This is a genomic window from Streptomyces sp. DSM 118878, from assembly GCF_052936595.1.
On the sequence record NZ_CP193622.1, the window covers coordinates 7,578,708 to 7,599,388 of the forward strand.

14 protein-coding genes are annotated in these 20,681 nt (G+C 73.4%); 9 read left to right on the forward strand and 5 right to left on the reverse strand.

What is annotated here, in order from left to right; translation table 11 throughout:
* Nucleotide 1 precedes the first annotated feature (1 nt).
* Together ACRAKF_RS32840 and ACRAKF_RS32845 are read right to left on the reverse strand one after the other, a co-directional pair.
* Nucleotides 2-769, reverse strand: a complete 768-nt coding sequence (locus tag ACRAKF_RS32840; protein ID WP_447041475.1) for an ABC transporter ATP-binding protein — start codon at nucleotides 767-769, stop codon at nucleotides 2-4.
* Between the two features lie 26 nt (nucleotides 770-795).
* Complete coding sequence (locus tag ACRAKF_RS32845; protein WP_447041476.1) at nucleotides 796-3,360, reverse strand: FtsX-like permease family protein; 2,565 nt, start codon at nucleotides 3,358-3,360, stop codon at nucleotides 796-798.
* Nucleotides 3,361-3,528: 168 nt separating this feature from the next.
* Here ACRAKF_RS32845 and ACRAKF_RS32850 point away from each other — a divergent pair, with 168 nt between their 5' ends.
* From ACRAKF_RS32850 to ACRAKF_RS32870, 5 genes are all read left to right on the forward strand, one after another.
* Nucleotides 3,529-6,759, forward strand: a complete 3,231-nt coding sequence (locus ACRAKF_RS32850) for an ATP-binding protein (RefSeq protein WP_447041477.1) — start codon at nucleotides 3,529-3,531, stop codon at nucleotides 6,757-6,759.
* A 103-nt stretch (nucleotides 6,760-6,862) separates the two neighbouring features.
* Nucleotides 6,863-7,711, forward strand: a complete 849-nt coding sequence (locus tag ACRAKF_RS32855) for a TetR/AcrR family transcriptional regulator (protein WP_447041479.1) — start codon at nucleotides 6,863-6,865, stop codon at nucleotides 7,709-7,711.
* 56 nt (nucleotides 7,712-7,767) lie between these two features.
* Nucleotides 7,768-8,661: a 3-keto-5-aminohexanoate cleavage protein gene (locus ACRAKF_RS32860; RefSeq protein ID WP_447041481.1), complete on the forward strand. Its 894-nt coding sequence runs from the start codon at nucleotides 7,768-7,770 to the stop codon at nucleotides 8,659-8,661.
* A gap of 41 nt (nucleotides 8,662-8,702) precedes the next feature.
* A complete protein-coding gene (locus tag ACRAKF_RS32865; protein ID WP_447041482.1) occupies nucleotides 8,703-9,668 on the forward strand; it encodes a 3-hydroxyacyl-CoA dehydrogenase NAD-binding domain-containing protein in 966 nt (321 codons plus the stop codon).
* Nucleotides 9,665-10,150, forward strand: a complete 486-nt coding sequence (locus ACRAKF_RS32870; protein ID WP_447041483.1) for a thioesterase family protein — start codon at nucleotides 9,665-9,667, stop codon at nucleotides 10,148-10,150. The genes ACRAKF_RS32865 and ACRAKF_RS32870 overlap by 4 nt, the downstream gene beginning before the upstream one ends.
* A 21-nt stretch (nucleotides 10,151-10,171) precedes the next feature.
* On the opposite strand, the gene ACRAKF_RS32875 is transcribed toward ACRAKF_RS32870, so the two are convergent.
* Both ACRAKF_RS32875 and ACRAKF_RS32880 read right to left on the reverse strand, forming a co-directional pair.
* Complete coding sequence (locus ACRAKF_RS32875; protein ID WP_447041485.1) at nucleotides 10,172-11,467, reverse strand: MFS transporter; 1,296 nt, start codon at nucleotides 11,465-11,467, stop codon at nucleotides 10,172-10,174.
* A gap of 84 nt (nucleotides 11,468-11,551) precedes the next feature.
* A complete protein-coding gene (locus ACRAKF_RS32880; protein WP_447041486.1) occupies nucleotides 11,552-12,412 on the reverse strand; it encodes a hypothetical protein in 861 nt (286 codons plus the stop codon).
* 95 nt (nucleotides 12,413-12,507) lie between these two features.
* Here ACRAKF_RS32880 and ACRAKF_RS32885 point away from each other — a divergent pair, with 95 nt between their 5' ends.
* Nucleotides 12,508-13,851 (forward strand): 6-phospho-beta-glucosidase, encoded by a 1,344-nt coding sequence (locus ACRAKF_RS32885; RefSeq protein ID WP_447041487.1) that lies wholly within the window; start codon nucleotides 12,508-12,510, stop codon nucleotides 13,849-13,851.
* 50 nt (nucleotides 13,852-13,901) lie between these two features.
* Complete coding sequence (locus ACRAKF_RS32890; RefSeq protein WP_447041489.1) at nucleotides 13,902-14,291, forward strand: (2Fe-2S) ferredoxin domain-containing protein; 390 nt, start codon at nucleotides 13,902-13,904, stop codon at nucleotides 14,289-14,291.
* 40 nt (nucleotides 14,292-14,331) lie between these two features.
* Here ACRAKF_RS32890 and ACRAKF_RS32895 read toward each other — a convergent pair whose 3' ends face one another.
* On the reverse strand, nucleotides 14,332-15,546 hold the full coding sequence (locus ACRAKF_RS32895) for a serine hydrolase domain-containing protein (RefSeq protein ID WP_447041490.1): 1,215 nt from the start codon (nucleotides 15,544-15,546) through the stop codon (nucleotides 14,332-14,334).
* Between the two features lie 349 nt (nucleotides 15,547-15,895).
* Here ACRAKF_RS32895 and ACRAKF_RS32900 point away from each other — a divergent pair, with 349 nt between their 5' ends.
* Together ACRAKF_RS32900 and valS are read left to right on the forward strand one after the other, a co-directional pair.
* A complete protein-coding gene (locus ACRAKF_RS32900; protein ID WP_447041492.1) occupies nucleotides 15,896-17,953 on the forward strand; it encodes a phosphocholine-specific phospholipase C in 2,058 nt (685 codons plus the stop codon).
* A gap of 107 nt (nucleotides 17,954-18,060) precedes the next feature.
* Entirely contained in the window at nucleotides 18,061-20,643 is a 2,583-nt protein-coding gene (gene valS / locus ACRAKF_RS32905; protein WP_447041494.1) for a valine--tRNA ligase, read from the forward strand.
* Nucleotides 20,644-20,681: the final 38 nt, after the last annotated feature.

The following is a 20,681-nucleotide window of genomic DNA, read 5'->3' on the forward strand; positions in this document are numbered from 1 at the left end:
CTCAGGACCCCAGCCGCGACATGCGCTCGGAGACGCGCTGCGCGCTCGGCCGGTCCATGGCGTCGACGACGGTGCCGTCGGCGAGGAAGAGGACCTGGTCGGCGTAGGACGCGGCCTGCGGGTCGTGCGTGACCATCACCAGCGTCTGGCCCGTGGTGTCGACGACCTCGCGAAGGAGCTTGAGCACGTCCTGGCCCGAACTGAGGTCGAGGGCGCCGGTCGGCTCGTCCGCGAAGATCACCTCGGGCCTGGTGACCAGGGCGCGCGCCACCGCGACGCGCTGCTGCTGGCCGCCGGAGAGTTCCGCGGGCCGGTGCCGCAGCCGGTCGGTGAGCCCGGTCCGCGCGATCACGTCCCGCATCCAGTCGCGGTCGGGGCGCCGCCCGGCGAGCCGGAACGGCAGCAGGATGTTCTCCCGCGCGGTCAGCGACGGCACCAGGTTGAACGACTGGAAGACGAACCCGATCCGCTCCCTGCGCAGGATGGTCAGCTTCCGCTCCCGCATCCGGCTGATGTCGGTGTCACCGAGGTACACCTGTCCGGAGGTGGGCCGGTCGAGCCCGGCCGCACACCGCAGCAGCGTGCTCTTGCCGGAACCGGAAGGGCCCATCACCGAGGTGAAGGACCCGGCGGGCAGGGCCACGGAGACGGCGCGCAGCGCGTGCACGGTGCCGTTGCCGTGTCCGTAGGTCCGGGTCACTTGGTCCAGGCGCAGGGCGGAGCGCGTCAGCGGCGCGGACCGTCGTGCCTCCTGATCGGGCAGGGTCATGGGGATGTCCTCCGGAGTGGGTACGTTCACGGGGTCGGGTCACGGAGCAGCCGCGCGGCCGGTATCAGCGCGGCCGCCAGAGTCAGCAGGAGGGCACCGGCACCGGCGCCGACGAGGAACAGCGGGGGCCCGGCGAGGTCGACGCGGCCGCTCAGCGCCACGCTCGTGGCGGCGAGCACGACGGCGGCGACGCCACCGCCGAGCAGCAGCCCGCAGGCCGCCACCACGGAGCTCTCCCCGGCGACCAGCGTGAGGACGTCCCTGCGCGTGGCACCCGCGAGCCGCAGCACCGCGAACTCGCCGGTGCGCACCAGGGTCGCCATCACCAGGGTGTTGGCCAGGGCGAGCGCGGTGAACACCGCGATCAGCGCGCTGAACACGTACGCGGGCCAGGTCTGGGACGCCGCGTCCTCGGTGCCGGCGGCCCGCACCGCGTCACGGTCGGCGGTCCGCGCCATCGGCCAGGTGCGGGAGAGACCCGCCAACTCCTCGCCCGCCCGCTGCCCTTCGGCGCCGGACGCCCGCTTCACGTACACGGCGTCGAGCAGCGGGCCGGGGGTGTGGGCGCGCAGCACCCGGCTGGGCACGATCAGGTCGGCGAAGCCGAGGGAGCGGTCGTAGCGCGCCCCGACCCGCAGCTTCGTCCGGGTGCCGTCGGGCAGCCGCATCCGCACCCGGTCGCCGACCTTCCAGCCGTACTCCTTGGCCTGCTCCTGGCTCACCGCGACGGCGGACCCGTCCAGCAGACCTTTCAGGCCACCCTCGCGCACGTGCAGGTCCAGCACGTCCGGCAGCTTCGGATCGGCGGCCAGCGCACGGGCGTTGACGCTCTCCGCCTCGTCGGTGCGCACCTGGATCCGCACCCAGGCGCTGCTGGTCGCCGACACCTCGGCGACCCCGGGCAGCCGGGCGGCGTCCTCGGCCACGGCGGGCGGCAGACCCGTCGCGTCGTGCGGGACCAGGACGTCGTCGGCCACGAGCCGCTCGGCCGCCCACTCCTTGGCCGTCGACTGCTGCGAGGTCTGCATGAACAGCGCCGACACCGGAAAGCCGATCATGAGGATCAGCGGCACCGCGGCGGCGGCGACCCGGCGCGGCCCCGCCGCGCTGTTGGCGAGCGCGAGCCGTCCCGTGCGCCGGAACAGCAGCCGCAGCAGGGTGCCCGCGAGTGGCACCAGCGGCCGTACGAGGGCGGGCCCGAGCACGGCCGCCGCGATCAGCAGCGTCAGCACCCCGCCGAACGCGAGCCCCGAACCCTGCACCCCGCCCATCGCGATGCCGAAGAACAGGAAGCACCCGGTGAACAGCAGGAACGCGAGACCCGTCAGGACGCGGGACAACGGCAGCCGGCGGTCGTCCAGTTCCGCCTCGCGCAGCGCCTCCTCGGGCCGAACCCGCGCCGCCCGCCGCGCGGCCGCCACCACCGCGAGCCGCGTGATCAGCACGCCGACCGCGGCCGCCCCGGCCAGCGGCGGCCACGTGACCCGCACCTCCAGCTCGTCGGGCGCGATGCCGAGGTCCACCAGACCGCGGGCCAGCGGCTCGGCGAGGAGGGCGCCGAGCGGCACGGCGACGGCCGCCCCGACCACCGCCACGCAGAGCGTCTCCCAGCCCAGCATCCGCTTGACCTGCCGGGGTGTCGCCCCGATCACCCGGAGCAGCGCGATCTCACGGTGCCGTTGCAGCACGGCGAAGGCGAAGCCGCTCGCCATCACGAACAGCGCCACGAAGACCGCGAGGGAGCCCATGCTCACCACGAACACCAGCGTGTCCAGGAACAGCACGTCACTCGCGGAGATCTCGGCCCCCGCCGTGTCGGTCAGCACCCGCACGCCAGGACCCTCGCCGAGCGCGCTCCGTACCCGCGAAGCCACCGCCTCCGGGTCCGCCCCGGCGTCGGTGGTCACGGCGATCGCGTGCACGTCACCGCCCGGCGGCGCGAGGCGCGCGGCCGTGGCCGCGCCGAAGAACAGCGCCACCTGGTCCTTCGTCAGACCGGCACGCGGCGGCGCCGCCACACCGCTCACCCGGTAGGTGCCACGCCCCTCCACGCTCGTGTACACCCGCACCCGGTCCCCGACCTGGATCCGGCCACGCGCCGCCGCGGCGGCGTCGACCACCACGTCCCCCGGGCCCTTCGGGGGCGTCCCGTCCCGCAGCCGGAAGGGCGTCACGCGCGCGCTGTCCCAGCCGTGGCCGAGCGAACGGTCACCGACGGCGGGCCCCACGAGCCGCCCGTCCGCGCCCTCGACCTGGGCGGAGAAGGCCACGTCGGGCACGGCGTCACGGACGCCCTCGACCCCCTCGACGCGCTGTCGCAGCGAACCCGGCAGCGGCGGCCGGGGCACCAGAGGGGCCTCCACGTCACCGAAGCCGGGGGAGTGGTCCTTGCCGTCGAGGCCCTCGTCCCGGTCACCGGTGACCACCAGGGACGCGCCGTCGAAGCGGTTCGCCTCGCCCTCGCCGCGCAGCGCGGACTCCAGCAGTACGCCCGACGCCGTCAACAGGACGAGGGCGAGCGTGACCGCGGCGAGCGAACCCGCGAAGAGCGCACGTCGTGTGCGCAGGGTCTGAAACGCCAGCCTCAGCACGAAGGCCTCCTCATCACGCCCACAAGGATCACGTGACGCCCTGTCCAAAACCTGTCCGCCCGATGTCCCCGCAGCACAGGCGGCGGACAGGCCACCCGCCGAGAACGGCGGACAGGCTGTCCAAAGAACCGGTGGCACCCCGCCGCGCGGCGTGATCCGATGGCGGTCATGGAGTTCGTGTTATTGGGTGAGCTTGTGGTGCGCGACGACTCCGGGCGGCTCGTGCCGATCCCGGGAGCGCTTCAACGGGCGCTCCTTGCCCTGCTGTTGCTCTACGCCCCGTCCGCGGTGAGCGGAGGGCGCATCCTCGCCGAGCTGTGGACCGGGGCACGCGCCAAGGACCCCACCGCGGCCCTGCACACCGCCGTCGCCAAGCTGCGCCGCGCCCTGCACCCGCACGCCCCCGGCCTCATCGTCACCGGACCCGCGGGCTACCGCCTCGACCTGACGGGGCACACCTTCGACGTACGGCGCTTCGAGGCGGAGCTCGCCGCCGCGCGCGTCAGCGGCGGTCCCGACCGGCGGGCCGCCGCCCTGCGCGAGCTGCTGCGCGAATACCCGGGGCCGCCGCTCGCCGGGCTGCCCGCGCTGCCCTTCGTCCAGCAGGAGCGGGCCAGGCTCGACGCGCTGCGCCTGACCGCGCTGGAACAGCGCGCCGAGGCCGAACTCGACGTCATCGCGCACATGGCGGCGCCCGGCACCGAGGCCGACCCGCCCGCGCTCGTCGAGGAGCTGCGCGCCGCCGTGCACGAGGAGCCCGACCGGGAGCGGGTGCGCGCCCTGCTCATCAAGGCCCTGCACGCCAGCGGCCGGCAGGCCGAGGCGCTGGAGGTCTACCGGGTCGCGCGCGCCGATCTGCGCGAGCGGCTCGGCATCGAGCCGGGGCCCGAACTGCGCGCCGCGCAACGGGAAGTCCTCGGCTCCGCCTCCGTCCGCACCGTGCCGGGTCCCGCGGCACCGCAGCCGCCCCGGACGCCGCGGTCGCCCGCGCCCGTGCCCGATGCCGTCCCCGAGGAGCACTTCGTCGGCCGCGGCGAGGAACTGCGGGAGCTGCCCGCGCGCTTGGCCGCGCCCGGCCTCGTGACCGTCGTGGGGGCGGCCGGTCTCGGCAAGACGCGGCTGGCCCTCGCCGTGGCGGCGCGCGAGGAGCAGGCGGGCGCCGAGGTGTGGCGGGCCGACCTGGTGCCCTGCGTGCCGGGAGGCGTGACCGCGGCGGTCGCCGACGCCATGGGGGTCGCCGTCGGCGGGCTCGGACCGCGCGCCGCCCGCCGCCGGATGCGCGCCGCCGCCGAGGGGGCCGGGCGGCCCCTGCTGCTGCTCGACAACTGCGAGCACGTCCTCGGCGACGCGGGCGAGGTGGCCGCCGGGCTCCTCGCCGACTGCCCCCGGCTGCGGGTCCTCGCGACCAGCAGGGAGTGCCTGGGCGTCGCGGGCGAGTCCCCGTACGCCCTGCGGCCGATGAGTGACGACGACGCCGCCCGGCTGTTCCGCACGCGGCTGCACAGGCTCTCGCCCGGGGCCGCGGAGGCCGCGCTCGACCACGAGATCGACGCGATCTGCGCGGCCGTGGACCGCATGCCGCTCGGCATCGAACTCGTCGCGGCCAAGGCGGCGACCGCGCCGCTGGGTGCCATCGCCGGCCAACTCCGCGCCCGGCGCGGCTCCCTGGACACCCGCCTGTGGTCGGCCGACGCCCGCCACACCACGCTCCGTGCGGCCGTCGACTGGAGCTACCGGCTCCTCGCCCCCGACGAGCGGGCCGTCCTGCGGGCGGTCTCCGTCTTCGCGACCGGATTCACCGCCGAGGCCGCGACCGCCGTCGCGGGCCCCGGCGCGCCCGCGACGCTGGCCTCCCTGGCCGGCAAGTCCCTGCTGGTCTTCGCACCCTCGGCGGACCGCCCCACCTACCGGATGCTGGTCTCCGTACGCCAGTACGCCCGCGACGCCCTGGCCGAGAACGGTGAGGAACACACGGTCCTGGGCCGCCACGCCCAGTGGGTCGCCGCCCTCGCCGAACGCACCGCCCACCGCATGCGCACCGGCGGCTTCCGCGAGGCCTACGCGGAGATGAGCGCGGCGACCCCGGAGGTCACCGCCTGCCTGGACTGGCTGCAAGGCGTGGGGAGCACCGAAGGCGTGGCCGCCGTCCGCGACGGCGGCGGCGAGGGCCCCTCCGGCGGCGTCGGCACCTCAGACGCCTCAGACGCCTCCGGCACCTCCGACTCCTCCGACGCTCTGCTCGCCTCCCGCATCGCGACCAGGCTCGGTCTCTACTGGACCGTCGCGGGACGCCAGGCCGAGGGCCGTGAACGGCTCGCCCGCGCGCTGGAGACCACCGGCCCGCAGGCCCCCTGGTACGCCGAGGCCCTGGCCTGGTGCGGCTGGCTCGGGGTCAACATCCGCCAGGACCGCGGTGACGAGGAGCTGCTGCGCCGGGCGGTGCCCGCGGCCGAGGAAGCGGGGGAGGCGGCCGTGGTGGCGTTCGTGGGCGCCCTCGCCCTGACCGTGCACGTGCGCCAGGAGCGGCTGACCGAGGCACGCGCGGTGGCCGACCGCACCGAAGCCGCCCTCGACGCCTACCGGCACGGCTGGGAGACCGGCATCTGGCAGCTCTTCCACAGCGAACTCCTCGTCGCCGAGGACCGGCCGGGGCCCGCGCTGACCGCCGCCGTCACCGCCAGGGAGCTCCTGACCGGCGTCGACCCGCACTCGGCGGGCACCGCGCGGATCATGCGGGGCATGGCCGAGGAGCGCCTCGGCGACCGTGGCGCCGCCCTGCGCTCCTGGCGGGACGCCCACCAGGAGTTCCTGCTCATCGGCTCCGAGCACGAGGCCGCCTGGGTGCAGGTCCTGCTCGGCTACGCGGCCGTCGGCGACCGGGACACCGCGGCGGCGGAAGCCTTCGCGCAGAGCATGGAGGCGTACGCCAAGGACACCGGCGAGGCCTACCTCCAGGCCAAGACGGCGACGCTGCGGGCCCTGGTCGCGGGCGCGCGCGGCGACCTCGACAACGCCGAGCGGTTCCACCTGACGGCCGTCTCCGCCTACCAGGAGGGGAACCGCCCCGAGTGCGTCGCCCACGAACTCGCCCTGCTCGGACGGCTCGCCGCCGAGCGCGGCGATCCGGTCCTCGCCCGCATCCGCTGGGAGCACGCGCTGCGCGCCGCGAAGCTCTCCGGCCGCGCCTACGCGGAGATCCTGCCGCTGCGCGGACTCGTCGGGCTCCCGCAGGACGACCCGGAGGCGGCGCGGGAGCTGGGCGCCCGCCTGGCGGAGGTGCTGCGCGACGCGCCGCCGCCCCGCGGCACGGAGTGCCCCTTCCACCTGGCGGTGCCCACGGCGGCCGGGCCCCTGCCGACCGCTCCCGCCTCCCCCCTCCTCGGCCGACTCGCTGACTGAGGCATCAGTCAGTACCGCAACACCGACCGATTTCCGCAGGTCAGGCCAGAGCCCCGTACTCACATGTTGTGATCGTCGCAACGCGTCTGTACGGTGGCTCACCATGCAGTCAGAGCAGCGGGACGCCGTCCCCGAGCGTGTGCGCAAGGTGATCGCCGACGCCGGTGTGAGCCAGCGGGAGTTCGCGCGCCGGATCGTCATGGACCCCTCCAAGCTGTCCCGCTCCCTGGGCGGCACCCGCCGCTTCACCGCCGCCGAGCTGTCCCGCATCGCCGCCACCGGCGGGGTCGACGCGGGGTGGCTCCTCGGCACGCCCACCGCCGCGGCCCCGGCCCGGCCCCGGCGCGCCAAAGGGCCGTCGCCCGAGGGCGGCAGACCCCTGCAGATCGTGCGCGAGACGGTGCGGCTCATCGCCGAGCACGGCTTCCACGCCGTACGCGTCCAGGACATCGCCGCGGCCTGCGCCACCAGTACCGCCGCCATCCACTACCACTTTCCCGGCCGTGACGACCTGCTCGAAGCCGCGGTGCGCTGGTGCATGGACGAGGACACCGCACGCAGGGCCGCCCTGGCCGCGGAGGCCGCCGACGCCGCCGACGAGCTGCGCCAGCTCATCGAGTTGCAGATCCCCCGCACCCCGCAGCAGCGCTGGCAGTGGAGCGTCTGGCTCGACCTCTGGGCGGAGGCCGCCCGCTCCACCGCCGTGGGCCGGCTGCACGCCGAGTACTACCGGCAGTGGCGCGCCACCGTCGCCGACGTCCTGCGGCGCGGCAGCGCCGAGGGCGTCTTCCGCCCCGCCGACCCCGAGGCCGCCGCGCTGCGCCTGACCGCGCTGATCGACGGCCTGGCCACGCAGGTCCTCGCCTCCGGCCCCGACGCGCCGGGCACGGGACCCGACGCCATGCACGAGGCGCTCACCGCCTACGTCGACGCCACGCTGACCGCGCACTGACCTCCCGTACGACCACGCCCCGTACACAACACCCCACCCCCGAGGGAGAGTTCCGCATGCCCGTGAACGACAACGTGATCATCACCTGTGCCCTGACCGGCGCCGGTGACACCGTCCGGAAGAGTCCGCACGTCCCCGTCACGCCCGAGCAGATAGCCACCTCCGCCGTGGAGGCCGCCGAGGCGGGCGCCGCCGTCGTGCACATCCACGTCCGCGACCCCGAGAGCGGCGCCCCCTCCCGCGACCCGCGGCTGTACCGCGAGGTCGTCGAGCGCATCAAGGAGACCGGCACCGACGTCGTCATCAACCTGACGGCGGGCATGGGCGGCGACCTCGTCATCGACCCCGACGAGCCGCTCAAGCACCTGCCGGGCACGGACCTCGTCAGCGGCCTCGACCGGCTGCCGCACGTCGAGGACCTGCTCCCCGACATCTGCACCCTCGACTGCGGCTCGCTCAACTTCGGCGACGGCAGCAACCTCTACGTCTCCACCCCCGACATGCTCCGGCAGGGTGCCAAGCGCATCCAGGAGCTGGGCGTCCGGCCCGAGCTGGAGATCTTCGACACCGGGCAGCTCTGGTTCGCCAAGCAGCTCCTCGCCGAGGGGCTCCTGGACGACCCCACCGTCTTCCAGCTCTGCATGGGCGTTCCGTGGGGCGCGCCCGCCGACCCCGGTGTCCTCCAGTCGATGGTCAACATGCTCCCCGAAGGCGCCCAGTGGGCCAGCTTCGCGCTCGGCCGCATGCAGATGCCGTGGGTCGCCCAGTCCATCCTGCTCGGCGGCCAGGTCCGCGTCGGCCTTGAGGACAACCTCTACCTCGGCAAGGGCAACAAGGCCACCAACGCCCAACTCGTCGAGCGCGCCGTGCGGATCACCGAGAACCTCGGGTCGCGCGTCGCCACGACCGACGAGGCCCGCCACAAGCTCGGGCTCAAGCCGCGGGTGTAGTCCCCGCCCCCCGGCAGGCCACGAAAGGAACCCTCACCATCATGACCACGATCAACCCCGAAGAGGTACGCCGCGTAGCCTGCGTCGGCGCCGGCGTCATAGGCGGCGGCTGGGTCGCGCACTTCCTGGCGCGCGGCTATGACGTCACCGCCTGGGACCCCGCGCCCGACGCCGAGTCCCGGCTGCGCCGGCTCGTCGGGGCCGCATGGCCCGCGCTGACTCAGCTGGGCCTCGCCGAAGGCGCCTCGCAGGACCGCCTCACGGTCGCTGCCACCCTCGAAGAGGCCGTCGCCGACGCCGAGTTCGTGCAGGAGAGCGCCCCCGAGAAGCTGGAGCTCAAGCGCGACCTGCTCGCGAAGCTGGACGCCGCCGCCCCCGCCGGGACCGTCATCGCCTCCTCCACCTCCGGCTACCCGATGACCGACATGCAGACCGAGGCGGCCACCCCCGGGCGCCTCGTCGTCGGCCATCCCTTCAACCCGCCCTACCTCATCCCGCTCGTCGAGGTCGTCGGCGGCGAGCGGACCGACGCCGGAGCCGTCGCGTGGGCGTCCCGCTTCTACGAGGTCGCGGGCAAGTCCGTGATCACCATGAAGAGCGAGGTGCCGGGCTTCATCGCCAACCGCCTCCAGGAAGCCCTGTGGCGCGAGGCGCTGCACATGGTCGCGAACGGCGAGGCCACCGTCCAGGAGATCGACGACTCGATCACCGAGGGCCCCGGCCTGCGCTGGGCGTTCATGGGCCCCATGCTCACCTTCGCGCTCGCGGGCGGCGAGGGCGGCATGGCCCACATGCTCGATCACTTCGGCCCGTCCCTGAAGTCCCCCTGGACGCGCCTGGAAGCCCCTGAACTCGACAAGAAGCTGTACGACGCCGTGGTCGCCGGATGCGACGAGGAGGCGGCGGGCCGCACCATCGCGGACCTGGTCGCCGAGCGCGACCAGGGCGTCATCGACGTCCTGCGCGCCACGGGCCGGCTGCCCCAGCGGCACAAGGAGGCGAAGTGACCCTGCCCCTGCTCCACCGCGACGTCCGCGCCGAGTGGATCGACTACAACGGCCACATGAGCGAGGCCTTCTACGTCCTCGTCTTCGGCTACGCGACCGACACCATGATGATCGAGACCGGCCTGCACGCGGGGTACCGCGAGTCCACGGGCTGCTCGCTCTACACGGTCGAGGCACACCTCCGCTACCTCAGCGACGTCCCCGAGGGCGCCCACCTCGCCGTCCGCACACGCGTCCTGGGGGCCGACGCGAAGAAGGCGCGGTTCACGCACGAGATGTACGTGGTGGAGGAGACCGGCGCTGAACCGGCCCCGGACGCGGCCCCCGCGGCGACCACGGAGCTGCTGGCCCTGCACGTCGACCAGAATGCGGGCCGCGCGGTCCCGTTCCCGGCCGAGGTCCGCGACCGCCTGACGGGCCTGGCGGAGGCGGCGCCGGAGTGGGCGGGCCGCTCGATAGCGGCGGTACCGAAGGTCGCGTGAGGAGCGCGGGGCCGTGACACGCTACCGGTCGAGCTCCTTGTGCGCGGTCTCCGGAAGCCGCAGGTAGACGGCGGACGAAGCGAGGCAGAGCACGGCCACGTACCAGGGAAACAGCCCCGGAGACCCGATCTCCTTGAACAGGGTTCCCACGTACGGGGCCGTGCCGCCGAACACCGCCACGGTCAACGAGTAGGGAAACCCGATCCCGGCCGCCCGGACCCGCGCGGGAAAGACCTCCGCGTTCACGGCGGCCGAGACCGACGTGAAGCCGGTGAGCAGCACCATGCCCGCGCACTGCACGAGCAGCAGCGAGGCGAACGAACCGTCGAGCAGGGAGAGCAGCGGCACGCTCAGGACGGCGAAGCCGACGCCGAAGAAGAGCAGCAGCGGGCGCCGCCCGACCCGGTCGGAGAGCAGCCCGCCGACGGGCTGGAGCACGGTGAAGAACGCGAGCGACAGCGTGCCTGCGAGGAGCGCCTGGCTCTTGCTGATGTCGGTGTTCAGCTCGGCGTACGTCGGCAGGTACGACGTCCACGTGTAGTACGCGAGGGTGCCGCCCGCGGTGATGCCGCAGATCAGCAGGGACTGGCGCGGATGGTGCCGCAGCGCGTCGAAGAGCCCCGGCCGCTCGGCCTCGTCGGCGGGCGGCCGGTGCGTCTCGTGCGCGCCCTGCCGGATCCAGAACCCCACCAGGCTCAGCAGCGCGCCGAGGACGAACGGCAGCCGCCAGCCCCAGCCGTCCATCTGCCCGTCGGAGAGCGTGGCGACGAGGAGGGCGGCGACGCCGGAGGCGGCGAGCTGGCCCACGCTGGTGGAGACGTACTGGAAGCTGGAGAAGAGGCCACGCCTGCCGGGGCCCGCCGACTCCACGAGGAACGTCGTGGAGGCGGCGAACTCGCCGCCCACGGAGAGCCCTTGGAGCAGTCGCGCGAGGACGAGGATCACCGGGGCGAGCACGCCCACGGAGGCGTACGTCGGGGTCAGGCCGACCAGCAGGCTGCTGCCGCCCATCAGCAGGATGGTGACGGTCAGCGCCGCGCGCCTGCCGCGCCGGTCGGCGACCGCGCCCATGAGCAGCCCGCCGACGGGCCGCATGAAGAAGCCGACCGCGAAGACGGCGAAGGTGGAGAGCAGCGGCACCAGGGAGTTGCCCGAGCTCTTGGGGAAGACCTGGCCGGCGATGTACGTGGCGAGGAAGGTGTACGCGTACCAGTCGTACCACTCCACCGCGTTGCCGACCGAGGCGGCGAGGAGCTGCCGTACGGGGCGCCGCGGGGCGGGGTCGGCGGTGGTCACCTGTTGGACGTGCTGTGTCATGATCACGACCATCCCCGCATCGGCGGCGCCCCACACGTACCGTCCGGCAGACGGACCGCCCGTCGGGCGGAGGGGGGCGGAGGGTCAGCCGGTCGTCGGCTTGTACGCGTACACCGTCGTCGTCACCAGGCACGGCGCCGGCGGCACCACCTCCACCCGCAGCGTCCGGCGCGCGGAGTCGTAGTCCACGCCCTCCGTCTCGAACGAACCGGAGCAGACGCTGCGCTGCGGCGACGCGAAGAGGCTGGAGACGCGGCCGGTCACGGGCCTGCCGTCGAGCGCGCGGTCCAGGTCGACCTGGAGGACGGGCCGGTCCACGGGGAAGAGCTGCTTCGACGCGTCGTTGGACGCGCACACCAGACGCGTCGCCGAGACGAAGTCGCAGCCCTGGATGTCCCGCACCGGCTTGTCGAGCGTGATCTGCCCGGCCTGGGCGAGGGTGCCGCCGGTGGGCGGCGTGGCGGGGTTGAGCAGCGGCGCGGGGAAGACCTGGAGACGGTTCTGGTCGCCCCACTCGCCGGAGACCAGCCACCGCGCGTCGGGCGAGACGGCCGCGAAGGAGTTGTTGAGCTTCTCGCCCGCGTCGAGCGGATGCTCGTAGAGGTAGCGCTTGCCGCCCGGTGTGGTGACGGCGTACATCTTCGATCTGGCGTCCTCACCGCCCTGGTAGGCGTCGAAGGTGTGGCCCTCGGCGATGTCCGGATCGCCTATGTGGCCCCAGCCCTTGAGGCGCAGGTCCAGGGGTATCGAGGCGAGGCCTCTGTAGAGCAGGCCGCCGTCCGCCTTGCTCGCCAGGCCCTGGCCGCCGGTGAGTGAGCCGACCTGCGCGGTGCCCGACTCCTGCCAGCCGCCGGGTGACGCGGGGGCGGCGGATGCGCCGCCGCCCGTCATCACCGCCAGTGCGACGGCGCCGAACAGGGCGGTTGATGCCTTCCAAAGGGTCATCGGGGCGCTACCTCCGTGGGGGGTCGAAACGCTGCGGCGTCATCGTACGTAACGTGAGCCCCGGCGATACCGGTCCGACGGAAGGCGGTTCAGACGTGCAGCTCACCATCCTGGGCGGGGGAGGGTTCCGCGTGCCGCTCGTGTACGGGGCGCTCCTCGGCGACCGTGCCGAGGGCCGCGTCACCCAAGTCGTCCTGCACGACCTGGACGCGGGGCGGCTCGACGCCGTCGCCCGCGTCCTCGACGAGCAGGCCGCCGGGGTCCCCGACGCGCCCGTCGTCACCGCGACCACCGACCTCGACGAGGCGCTGCGCGGCGCCGACTTCGTCTTCTCCGCCATCCGCGTCGGCGGCCTGGAGGGGCGCGCCGCCGACGAACAGGTCGCCCTGGCCGAGGGCGTCCTCGGGCAGGAGACGGTGGGCGCGGGCGGCATCGCGTACGGGCTGCGGACCGTGCCCGTCGCGGTGGACATCGCGCGCCGCGTCGCCCGGCTCGCCCCCGACGCCTGGGTCATCAACTTCACCAACCCGGCGGGACTCGTCACCGAGGCCATGTCCCGGCACCTCGGCAACCGCGTCATCGGCATCTGCGACTCGCCCGTCGGCCTCGGCCGCAGGGTCGCCCGGGTGCTCGGCGGCAACCCCGACGAGGCGTTCATCGACTACGTGGGGCTCAACCACCTCGGCTGGCTGCGCGGGCTGCGCATCGCGGGCCGGGACGAACTGCCGCGCCTGCTGGCCGACCCGGCTCTCCTCGGCTCCTTCGAGGAGGGCCGCCTCTTCGGCACCGAATGGCTCCGGTCACTCGGCGCGATCCCCAACGAATACCTGCACTACTACTACTTCAACCGCGAGGCCGTGGCCGCCTACCAGGCGGCCGAGCAGACCCGCGGCGCCTTCCTCCGCGACCAACAGGCCCGGTTCTACGCCGAGATGGGGCGCCCCGGAGCCCCGGCGCTCAAGACGTGGGACGCCACCCGCGCCGAGCGCGAGGCGACGTACATGGCGGAGAACAGGGAAGCGGCGGGTGTGGGGGAGCGGGCCGAGGAGGACCTGGAGTCCGGCGGGTACGAGCAGGTCGCCCTCGCGCTGATGCGGGCCATCGCGCGCGACGAGCGGGCCACGCTGATCCTCAACGTGCGCAACGGCACGACCCTGGCCGCCCTGGACGCGGACGCCGTCATCGAGGTGCCGTGCTCCGTCGACGCCAACGGCGCCCACCCCATGGCGGTGAGCCCGCTGCCCGGCCACGCCACGGGCCTGGTCTGCTCGGTCAAGGCGGTGGAGCGGGAAGTGCTGGCCGCGGCGGACAGCGGGTCGCGGGCCACGGCCGTCAAGGCGTTCGCACTGCACCCCCTGGTCGACTCGGTGGCGGTGGCGCGCCGCCTGGTCGAGGGCTACCGGGAGGCGCATCCGGGCCTCGCGTACCTGCGCGCCTGACGGACGGACCTGGCCCTCGGGCAGCGGGCGCGGCCTGCGATGATCACAGGATGAGTCCCGTCGTCTCCATCGGTGCCGCCGCCCGCCGCCCCTGCACGCTCGTCGTGTGCCGTGGCTGCTGCTGCGGCGACGCCCGCAAGAATCCCGGCATCGACCACGCCTGGCAGCTGGAGCGGCTGCGCTCCGCGGCGGCCGCCTCGCGGGGCCGTTTCACGGTCCGCACGAGCGACTGCCTCGGCCCGTGCGGCCAGGCCAACATCGTCGTCGTCCAGCCCTCCCACGAGGGCCGCAGAAGAGGCGGCCGGGCGGCCTGGATCGGCTTCGTCACGGACGAGGAGTCGCTCGACGGAGTGCTCACCTGGGCCGAAGCGGGCGGCCCCGGCCTCGCGAAGCCGTCGCCGGCGCTGGAACTGCAAATGGTGGACCCACGGCAGGTGTAGCTCCCTCACCTACCTGATACCTGCTGGCAGGTATCAGGTATCAGGTGTCCTGGGGGCTTCCCGCCACCTCGCCCCGCTCGCGCAACGCCTGGTACAGCGCGTCCACGAGGTGGTAGCTGCGCAGGTCCTCGCCGGACGTCCCGGCGCCCATGCGGTTCATCACGTACGCGTAGGCGACACGGTTCTCCGGGTCCGCGAAGCCGTAACTGCCGCCCGCGCCGCCGTGCCCGAACGCGCGGGGGTTGGGGCCGGCCTGCCCGTACTGGTTGAGCATGTAGCCGAGGCCCCAGGGCCAGGCCGCGCCGAACGGGCTGCCCGCGGCGAGCACCAGGTCCGGTTCGTCGCCCGTGCTCTGCGAGGTGCGCAGCCGCTCCACCGCCCCGGCGGTCAGCAGCCGCCCGCACGCCAGTTCCGCGTAGACGGCGGCCATGCCGCGGGCGGTGGCGTGGCCGTTGGCGGAGGGTATCTCCGCGCGGCGGTAGGCCGGGCCGTTCACGTCGCCGAGCGGCAGGTACCGCAGGGCCAGCGTGAGCGGCGCCATCGGATGCTCGTCGAGCCCGCCGACCGGCGGCTTCGGGGCGTCGCCGAAGACGGTGGCGCCCGGCGCCGCCCCCGCGGGGCGTTCCATGTCCGCGCACCGCCCGTGCTCGCTGTCCGGCGTGCCGACCCAGACGTCGGCGCCCAGCGGCCCGGTCACCTCCGCCCGCAGGAACGTGCCGAGCGAGACCCCGCTGATCCGCCGCACCACTTCGCCGACCAGGAAGCCGAAGGTCACCGCGTGGTAGCCCTGCGCGGTGCCGGGGCGCCACCACGGTTCGGTGGCCGCGAGCGCCTCGGTGACCTTCTCCCAGTCGTACACGGCGTCGGACGGCATCGGCTCGCTCGGTGCGATCAGCCCGGCGCGGTGGCTCAGCAGCCAGCGCACGGGGATGCCGGCCTTGCCCGCCTGTGCGAACTCCGGCCAGTAGCGGGCGACCGGAGCGTCCAGGTCCAGTTCACCGCGCCGCACGAGCAGATGGGCGCAGAGCGCCGTCAGGCCCTTCGTCATGGAGTAGGTGTTCACCAGCGTGTCGCGCTCCCAGGGGCGGGTGCCCGTGCGGTCCGCGTCGCCACCCCACAGGTCGACGACGGGCTCCCCGTCGACGTACACGGCGACGGCGGCTCCCAGGTCGCCTCGCTCGGCGAAGTTCCTGGTGAACTCCTCGCGGACGGGTTCGAAGCCGGGGGCGCAGGTGCCGTGGACGCGTACGGACATGGACTCTCCTTGGCGGTGGGCCGGGCCGGACTGCATCGTCCCGCATGGTTGCCTCCGGCACCTACCCCCGGAAGCCGTCTCCCTCGTCCCCGATTGTGAGGGTGCCGTGAAAGAGCCGCCCGGCGAGGAGGCGGGGGACCGCCCACACCGGACCGGGGGCGTCGCGGTGCCCGGGCCCGGCATGACGCGCAGCCGGGGTCGGACGTCCCGGCACGGCGGTCCTTGTGTCCCCCGCGTCAGAGGTTGGACTTCTCTTCACACCCCCGTCACCGACCCTTCCGTAACGCTTGCTCCCCTTGGCACACTTCACCCGCTCGCATCCCCCACACCACACGAGGTCGGAATATTCATGCCTGAACTCAATCGGCGCCGCTTCATGCAGCTGACCGGCGGCACCGCGGCCTACGCCATGCTCAACCAGAGCATCGCGCGCGCCGCCTCGCTGCCCGCGAAGCGCGCCACCGGCACCATCAAGGATGTCGAGCACGTCGTGGTCCTGATGCAGGAGAACCGCAGCTTCGACCACTACTTCGGGACGATGAAGGGCGTACGCGGCTTCGGCGACCCGCGTCCGGTGACGCTGCCGGGCGGCAAGCCGGTCTGGAACCAGCCGAACGGCGCCAAGGAGGTCCTGCCCTTCCACCCGGACGCCGAGGACCTGGGCATGCAGTTCATCGCGGGCCTCGACCACGACTGGGCGGGCGGCCACAAGGCGTTCAACAACGGCGCGTACGACCAGTGGATCCCCGCGAAGTCCGAGCGGACGATGGCCTACCTGGAACGGGACGACATCCCCTTCCACTACGCGCTCGCCGACGCCTTCACGGTCTGCGACGCCTACCACTGCTCGTTCATCGGGGCCACCGACCCCAACCGCTACTACATGCTCACCGGTCACGTCGGCAACGACGGCAAGGGCGGCGGCCCGGTCCTCGGCAACCAGGAGCTCGGCTACGACTGGACGACGTACGCGGAGCGCCTGGAGCGGGCGGGCGTGAGCTGGAAGGTCTACCAGGACATCGGCGATGGCCTGGACGCCGGCGGCCACTGGGGCTGGATCGACGACGCTTACCGCGGCAACTACGGCGACAACTCGCTCCTCTACTTCAACAAGTACCGCAACGCCAAGCCCGGCGACCCGCTGTACGACAAGGCCCGCACCGGCACCGACGCCAAGGCGGGGGACGGCTACTTCGACATCCTCACGGCCGACGTGAAGGCGGACAGGCTCCCTCAGGTCTCCTACATCGCCTGCCCCGAGGCCTTCACCGAGCACCCCAACTGGCCGGTGAACTACGGCGCCTGGTACATCGCGCAGGTCATCGACGCGCTCACGTCGAACCCCGAGGTGTGGGCCAAGACGGCGCTGTTCGTCACGTACGACGAGAACGACGGCTACTTCGACCACATCGTCCCGCCGTACGTCCCGAAGGACGCGAACCAGGGCAAGTCCACCGTCGACACCACCCTCGACTACTTCCCGGGCAACGCCTCCTACGCGGCTGGCCACTACGGCCTCGGCCAGCGCGTGCCGATGATCGTCGTCTCGCCGTGGAGCACCGGCGGCTTCGTGAACTCCGAGGTCTTCGACCACACGTCGATCATCCGGTTCATGGAGCGCCGCTTCGGCGTCGAGGAGCCCCACATCTCGCCGTGGCGCCGCGCCATCTGCGGCGACCTGACCTCCGCCTTCGACTTCAGCGGCAAGGACACCGAGCCGGCCGGGCTGCCCGACACCGCGGCCTACGAGCCGCCGGACAACGACCGCCACCCCGACTACGTCCCCAAGGCACCCGCCGATCCGGCGCTGCCCCAGCAGGAGCGCGGCTCGCGGCCCGCGCGCGCCCTGCCGTACGTCCCGCTGGTGGACGGCGCCGCCGACGTCGCCGCGGGGAAGTTCACGCTGACCTTCGGCGGCGGCGACAAGGCGGGCGTCTGCTTCCACGTCCGCTCCGGCAACCGCACCGACGGCCCCTGGACGTACACCACCGGGGCGGGCAGGACCCTCTCCGACACCTGGAACTCGGCGTACTCGAACGGCTCCTACGACCTCTCCGTCTACGGGCCCAACGGGTTCCTGCGTACCTTCCGGGGACCGAACAAGAAGGCGGGCCCCGAGGTCACCGCCCGCCACGACGGCACGACCGGCAACATCAAGCTGACCTTCGAGAACGCGGGCAGCACCGACGTGCACCTCAGGCTGACCAACGCCTACGGCGGCGCCGCCCAGACCTTCAAGGTCAAGGCGGGCGCCACCGTGCGGCACACCGTCGAACTGCGCCACACCAAGCGCTGGTACGACCTGACGGTGACGTCCGACGCCGACGCCCACTTCCTGCGGCGCTACGCCGGCCACGTGGAAACCGGCACCCCGAGCACCAGCGACCCGGCCCTGACCACCCCCTGACCCACTGCGCGCCGCCGCCCCCGCTTCCCTCGCCGCACGGGCGGGGGAGCGGCGGCCGGAGAAAAGGAGAAGCCGCAGGCCGTCGGCCCTGGCTAGCATGCGTTGGCATGGCATTCACCCATCGCCGCGCAGGCGTCCCGGACAAGCCCGTTCTCGACGGGCTCGAAGACAAGTGGTCCAGGCGATGGGACGAGTCGGGCGTATTCACCTTCGACCGCTCGAAGACACGGGACGAGATCTTCTCCATCGACACCCCGCCGCCCACGGTCAGCGGTTCGCTCCACGTCGGCCACGTCTTCTCGTACACGCACACCGACACCGTCGCCCGCTACCAGCGCATGCGCGGCAAGGAAGTCTTCTACCCCATGGGGTGGGACGACAACGGGCTGCCGACCGAGCGGCGCGTCCAGAACCACTTCGGCGTCCGCTGCGACCCCTCACTCCCCTACGACCCCGGCTTCACGCCGCCGGAGCTTCCCGGAAAGCACCCACTGCCGGTCTCCCGGCGGAACTTCATCGAGCTGTGCGAGCGGCTCACCGCCGAGGACGAGAAGGCGTTCGAGGCGCTCTGGCGCAAACTGGGCCTCTCCGTCGACTGGTCGCACACCTACCAGACCATCGACGCCGACGCCCGTGCCGCCTCCCAGCTCGCCTTCCTCGACAACCTCGCGCGCGGCGAGGCGTACGTCGCCGAGGCGCCCACGCTGTGGGACGTCACGTTCCGCACGGCGGTCGCCCAGGCCGAGCTGGAGGACCGGGAGCGGCCCGCCGCCTACCACCGGCTCGCCTTCCGGGGCGCGGACGGCGGCACGGTCGAGATCGAGACGACCCGCCCCGAGCTGCTGCCCGCCTGCGTCGCGCTGGTGGCCCACCCGGACGACGAGCGCTACCGGGAGCTGTTCGGCACCACCGTCCGCACCCCCCTCTTCGGGGTCGAGGTCCCGGTCGTGGCGCACCACCTCGCGGCGCCGGACAAAGGCACGGGCATCGCGATGGTCTGCACGTTCGGCGACACCACCGACGTCACGTGGTGGCGTGAGCTGCGGCTCGCCACCCGGCCGGTCATCGGCTGGGACGGCCGCTTCCTCGCCGAACCGCCGAGCGGCGTCGAGACTCCGGACTCCGTCGCCGCGTACGCGCGGCTCTCGGGAGCCACGGCGCACACCGCGCGCGAACGCGTCGTCGAGCTGCTGGGCCGGAGCGGCGACCTGCTCGGCGAGCCGCGCCCCGTCACACACGCCGTCAAGTTCTTCGAGAAGGGCGACAAGCCCCTGGAGATCGTCACCACCCGCCAGTGGTACGTCCGCAACGGCGGCCGTGACACCGGACTGCGCGAGCGGCTCCTCGCGCGCGGGTCGGAGGTCGAGTGGCATCCGCCGCACATGCGGGTCCGCTACGAGAACTGGGTCGGCGGCCTCAACGGCGACTGGCTGATCAGCCGCCAGCGGTTCTTCGGCGTTCCGATCCCCGTCTGGTACCCCCTGGACGGCGCCGGACAGCCGGACCACTCCCGCCCCATCGTCCCCGACCGGACGGCCCTGCCCGTCGACCCGAGCGCCGAGACCCCGCCGGGTCACACGGCCGACCAGCGGGGCGAACCGCACGGCTTCACCGGCGACCCCGACGTCATGGACACCTGGGCGACGTCCTCGCTCACCCCGCAGATCGCGGGCAAGTGGCGTACGGACCCCGATCTGTTCGCGCGGGTCTTCCCCATGGACCTGCGGCCCCAGTCCCACGAGATCATCCGCACCTGGCTGTTCTCGACCGTCGTGCGCGCCCACACCGGGCACGGCTCGCTGCCCTGGAAGCACGCGGCGATCTCCGGCTGGATCCTCGACCCCGACCGCAAGAAGATGTCGAAGTCGCGGGGCAACGTGGTCACCCCGGACCACCTCCTCGACCGGCACGGTGCGGACGCCGTCCGTTACTGGGCGGCGAGCGGGCGGCCCGGGACGGACACGGCGTTCGACGTCGGGCAGATGAAGATCGGGCGGCGCCTCGCCACGAAGCTGCTCAACGTCGGCAAATTCGTCTTGGGCCTGGGCCTGGGCCTGGGCCTGGGCCTCGGCGAGGCCGACACGGGTGCCGACACCGGTGCCGTCACCGAGCCGCTGGACCGGGCGCTGCTCGCCGCGCTCGCGTCGACCGTGGAGGAGGCCACCGCCGCCTTCGACGCCTTCGACTACGCGCGCGCCCTCGACCGTACGGAACAGCTCTTCTGGCGCTTCTGCGACGACTACGTGGAGCTGGTCAAGGCCAGGGCGTACGGCGACCACGGCGACACCGCGGCCACGGAGTCGGCACGGGCCGCCCTGCGCACCGCGCTCGACGTTCTGCTGCGGCTCTTCGCGCCGGTCCTGCCGTTCGTCACGGAGGAGGTCTGGTCGTGGTGGCGGGACGGGTCCGTGCACCGTGCCGCCTGGCCGAGCGGCGAGGAGCTGCGCCGGTACGCGGGTGATGAGGCGCTGCTCGGTACGGCGTCGGAGGCCATCGCGGCCGTCCGCAGGGCCAAGTCCCGGGCGAAGCTGTCCATGCGGGCCGAGGTCGCGCGGGCCACGGTGTCGGCGCCCCGCGCGGTCCTCGACCGGTTCGCGCTGGCCGAGGGCGACGTGCGTGCGGCGGGCCGCATCGCGGTGGTGGAGTTGCGGGAGGAGCCGGGGGCGCTGCGGCTCGACGCCGGTTTCTAGCGGGAAGGGTCTTGTGCACGGGGCTGGCGGGATGTGTG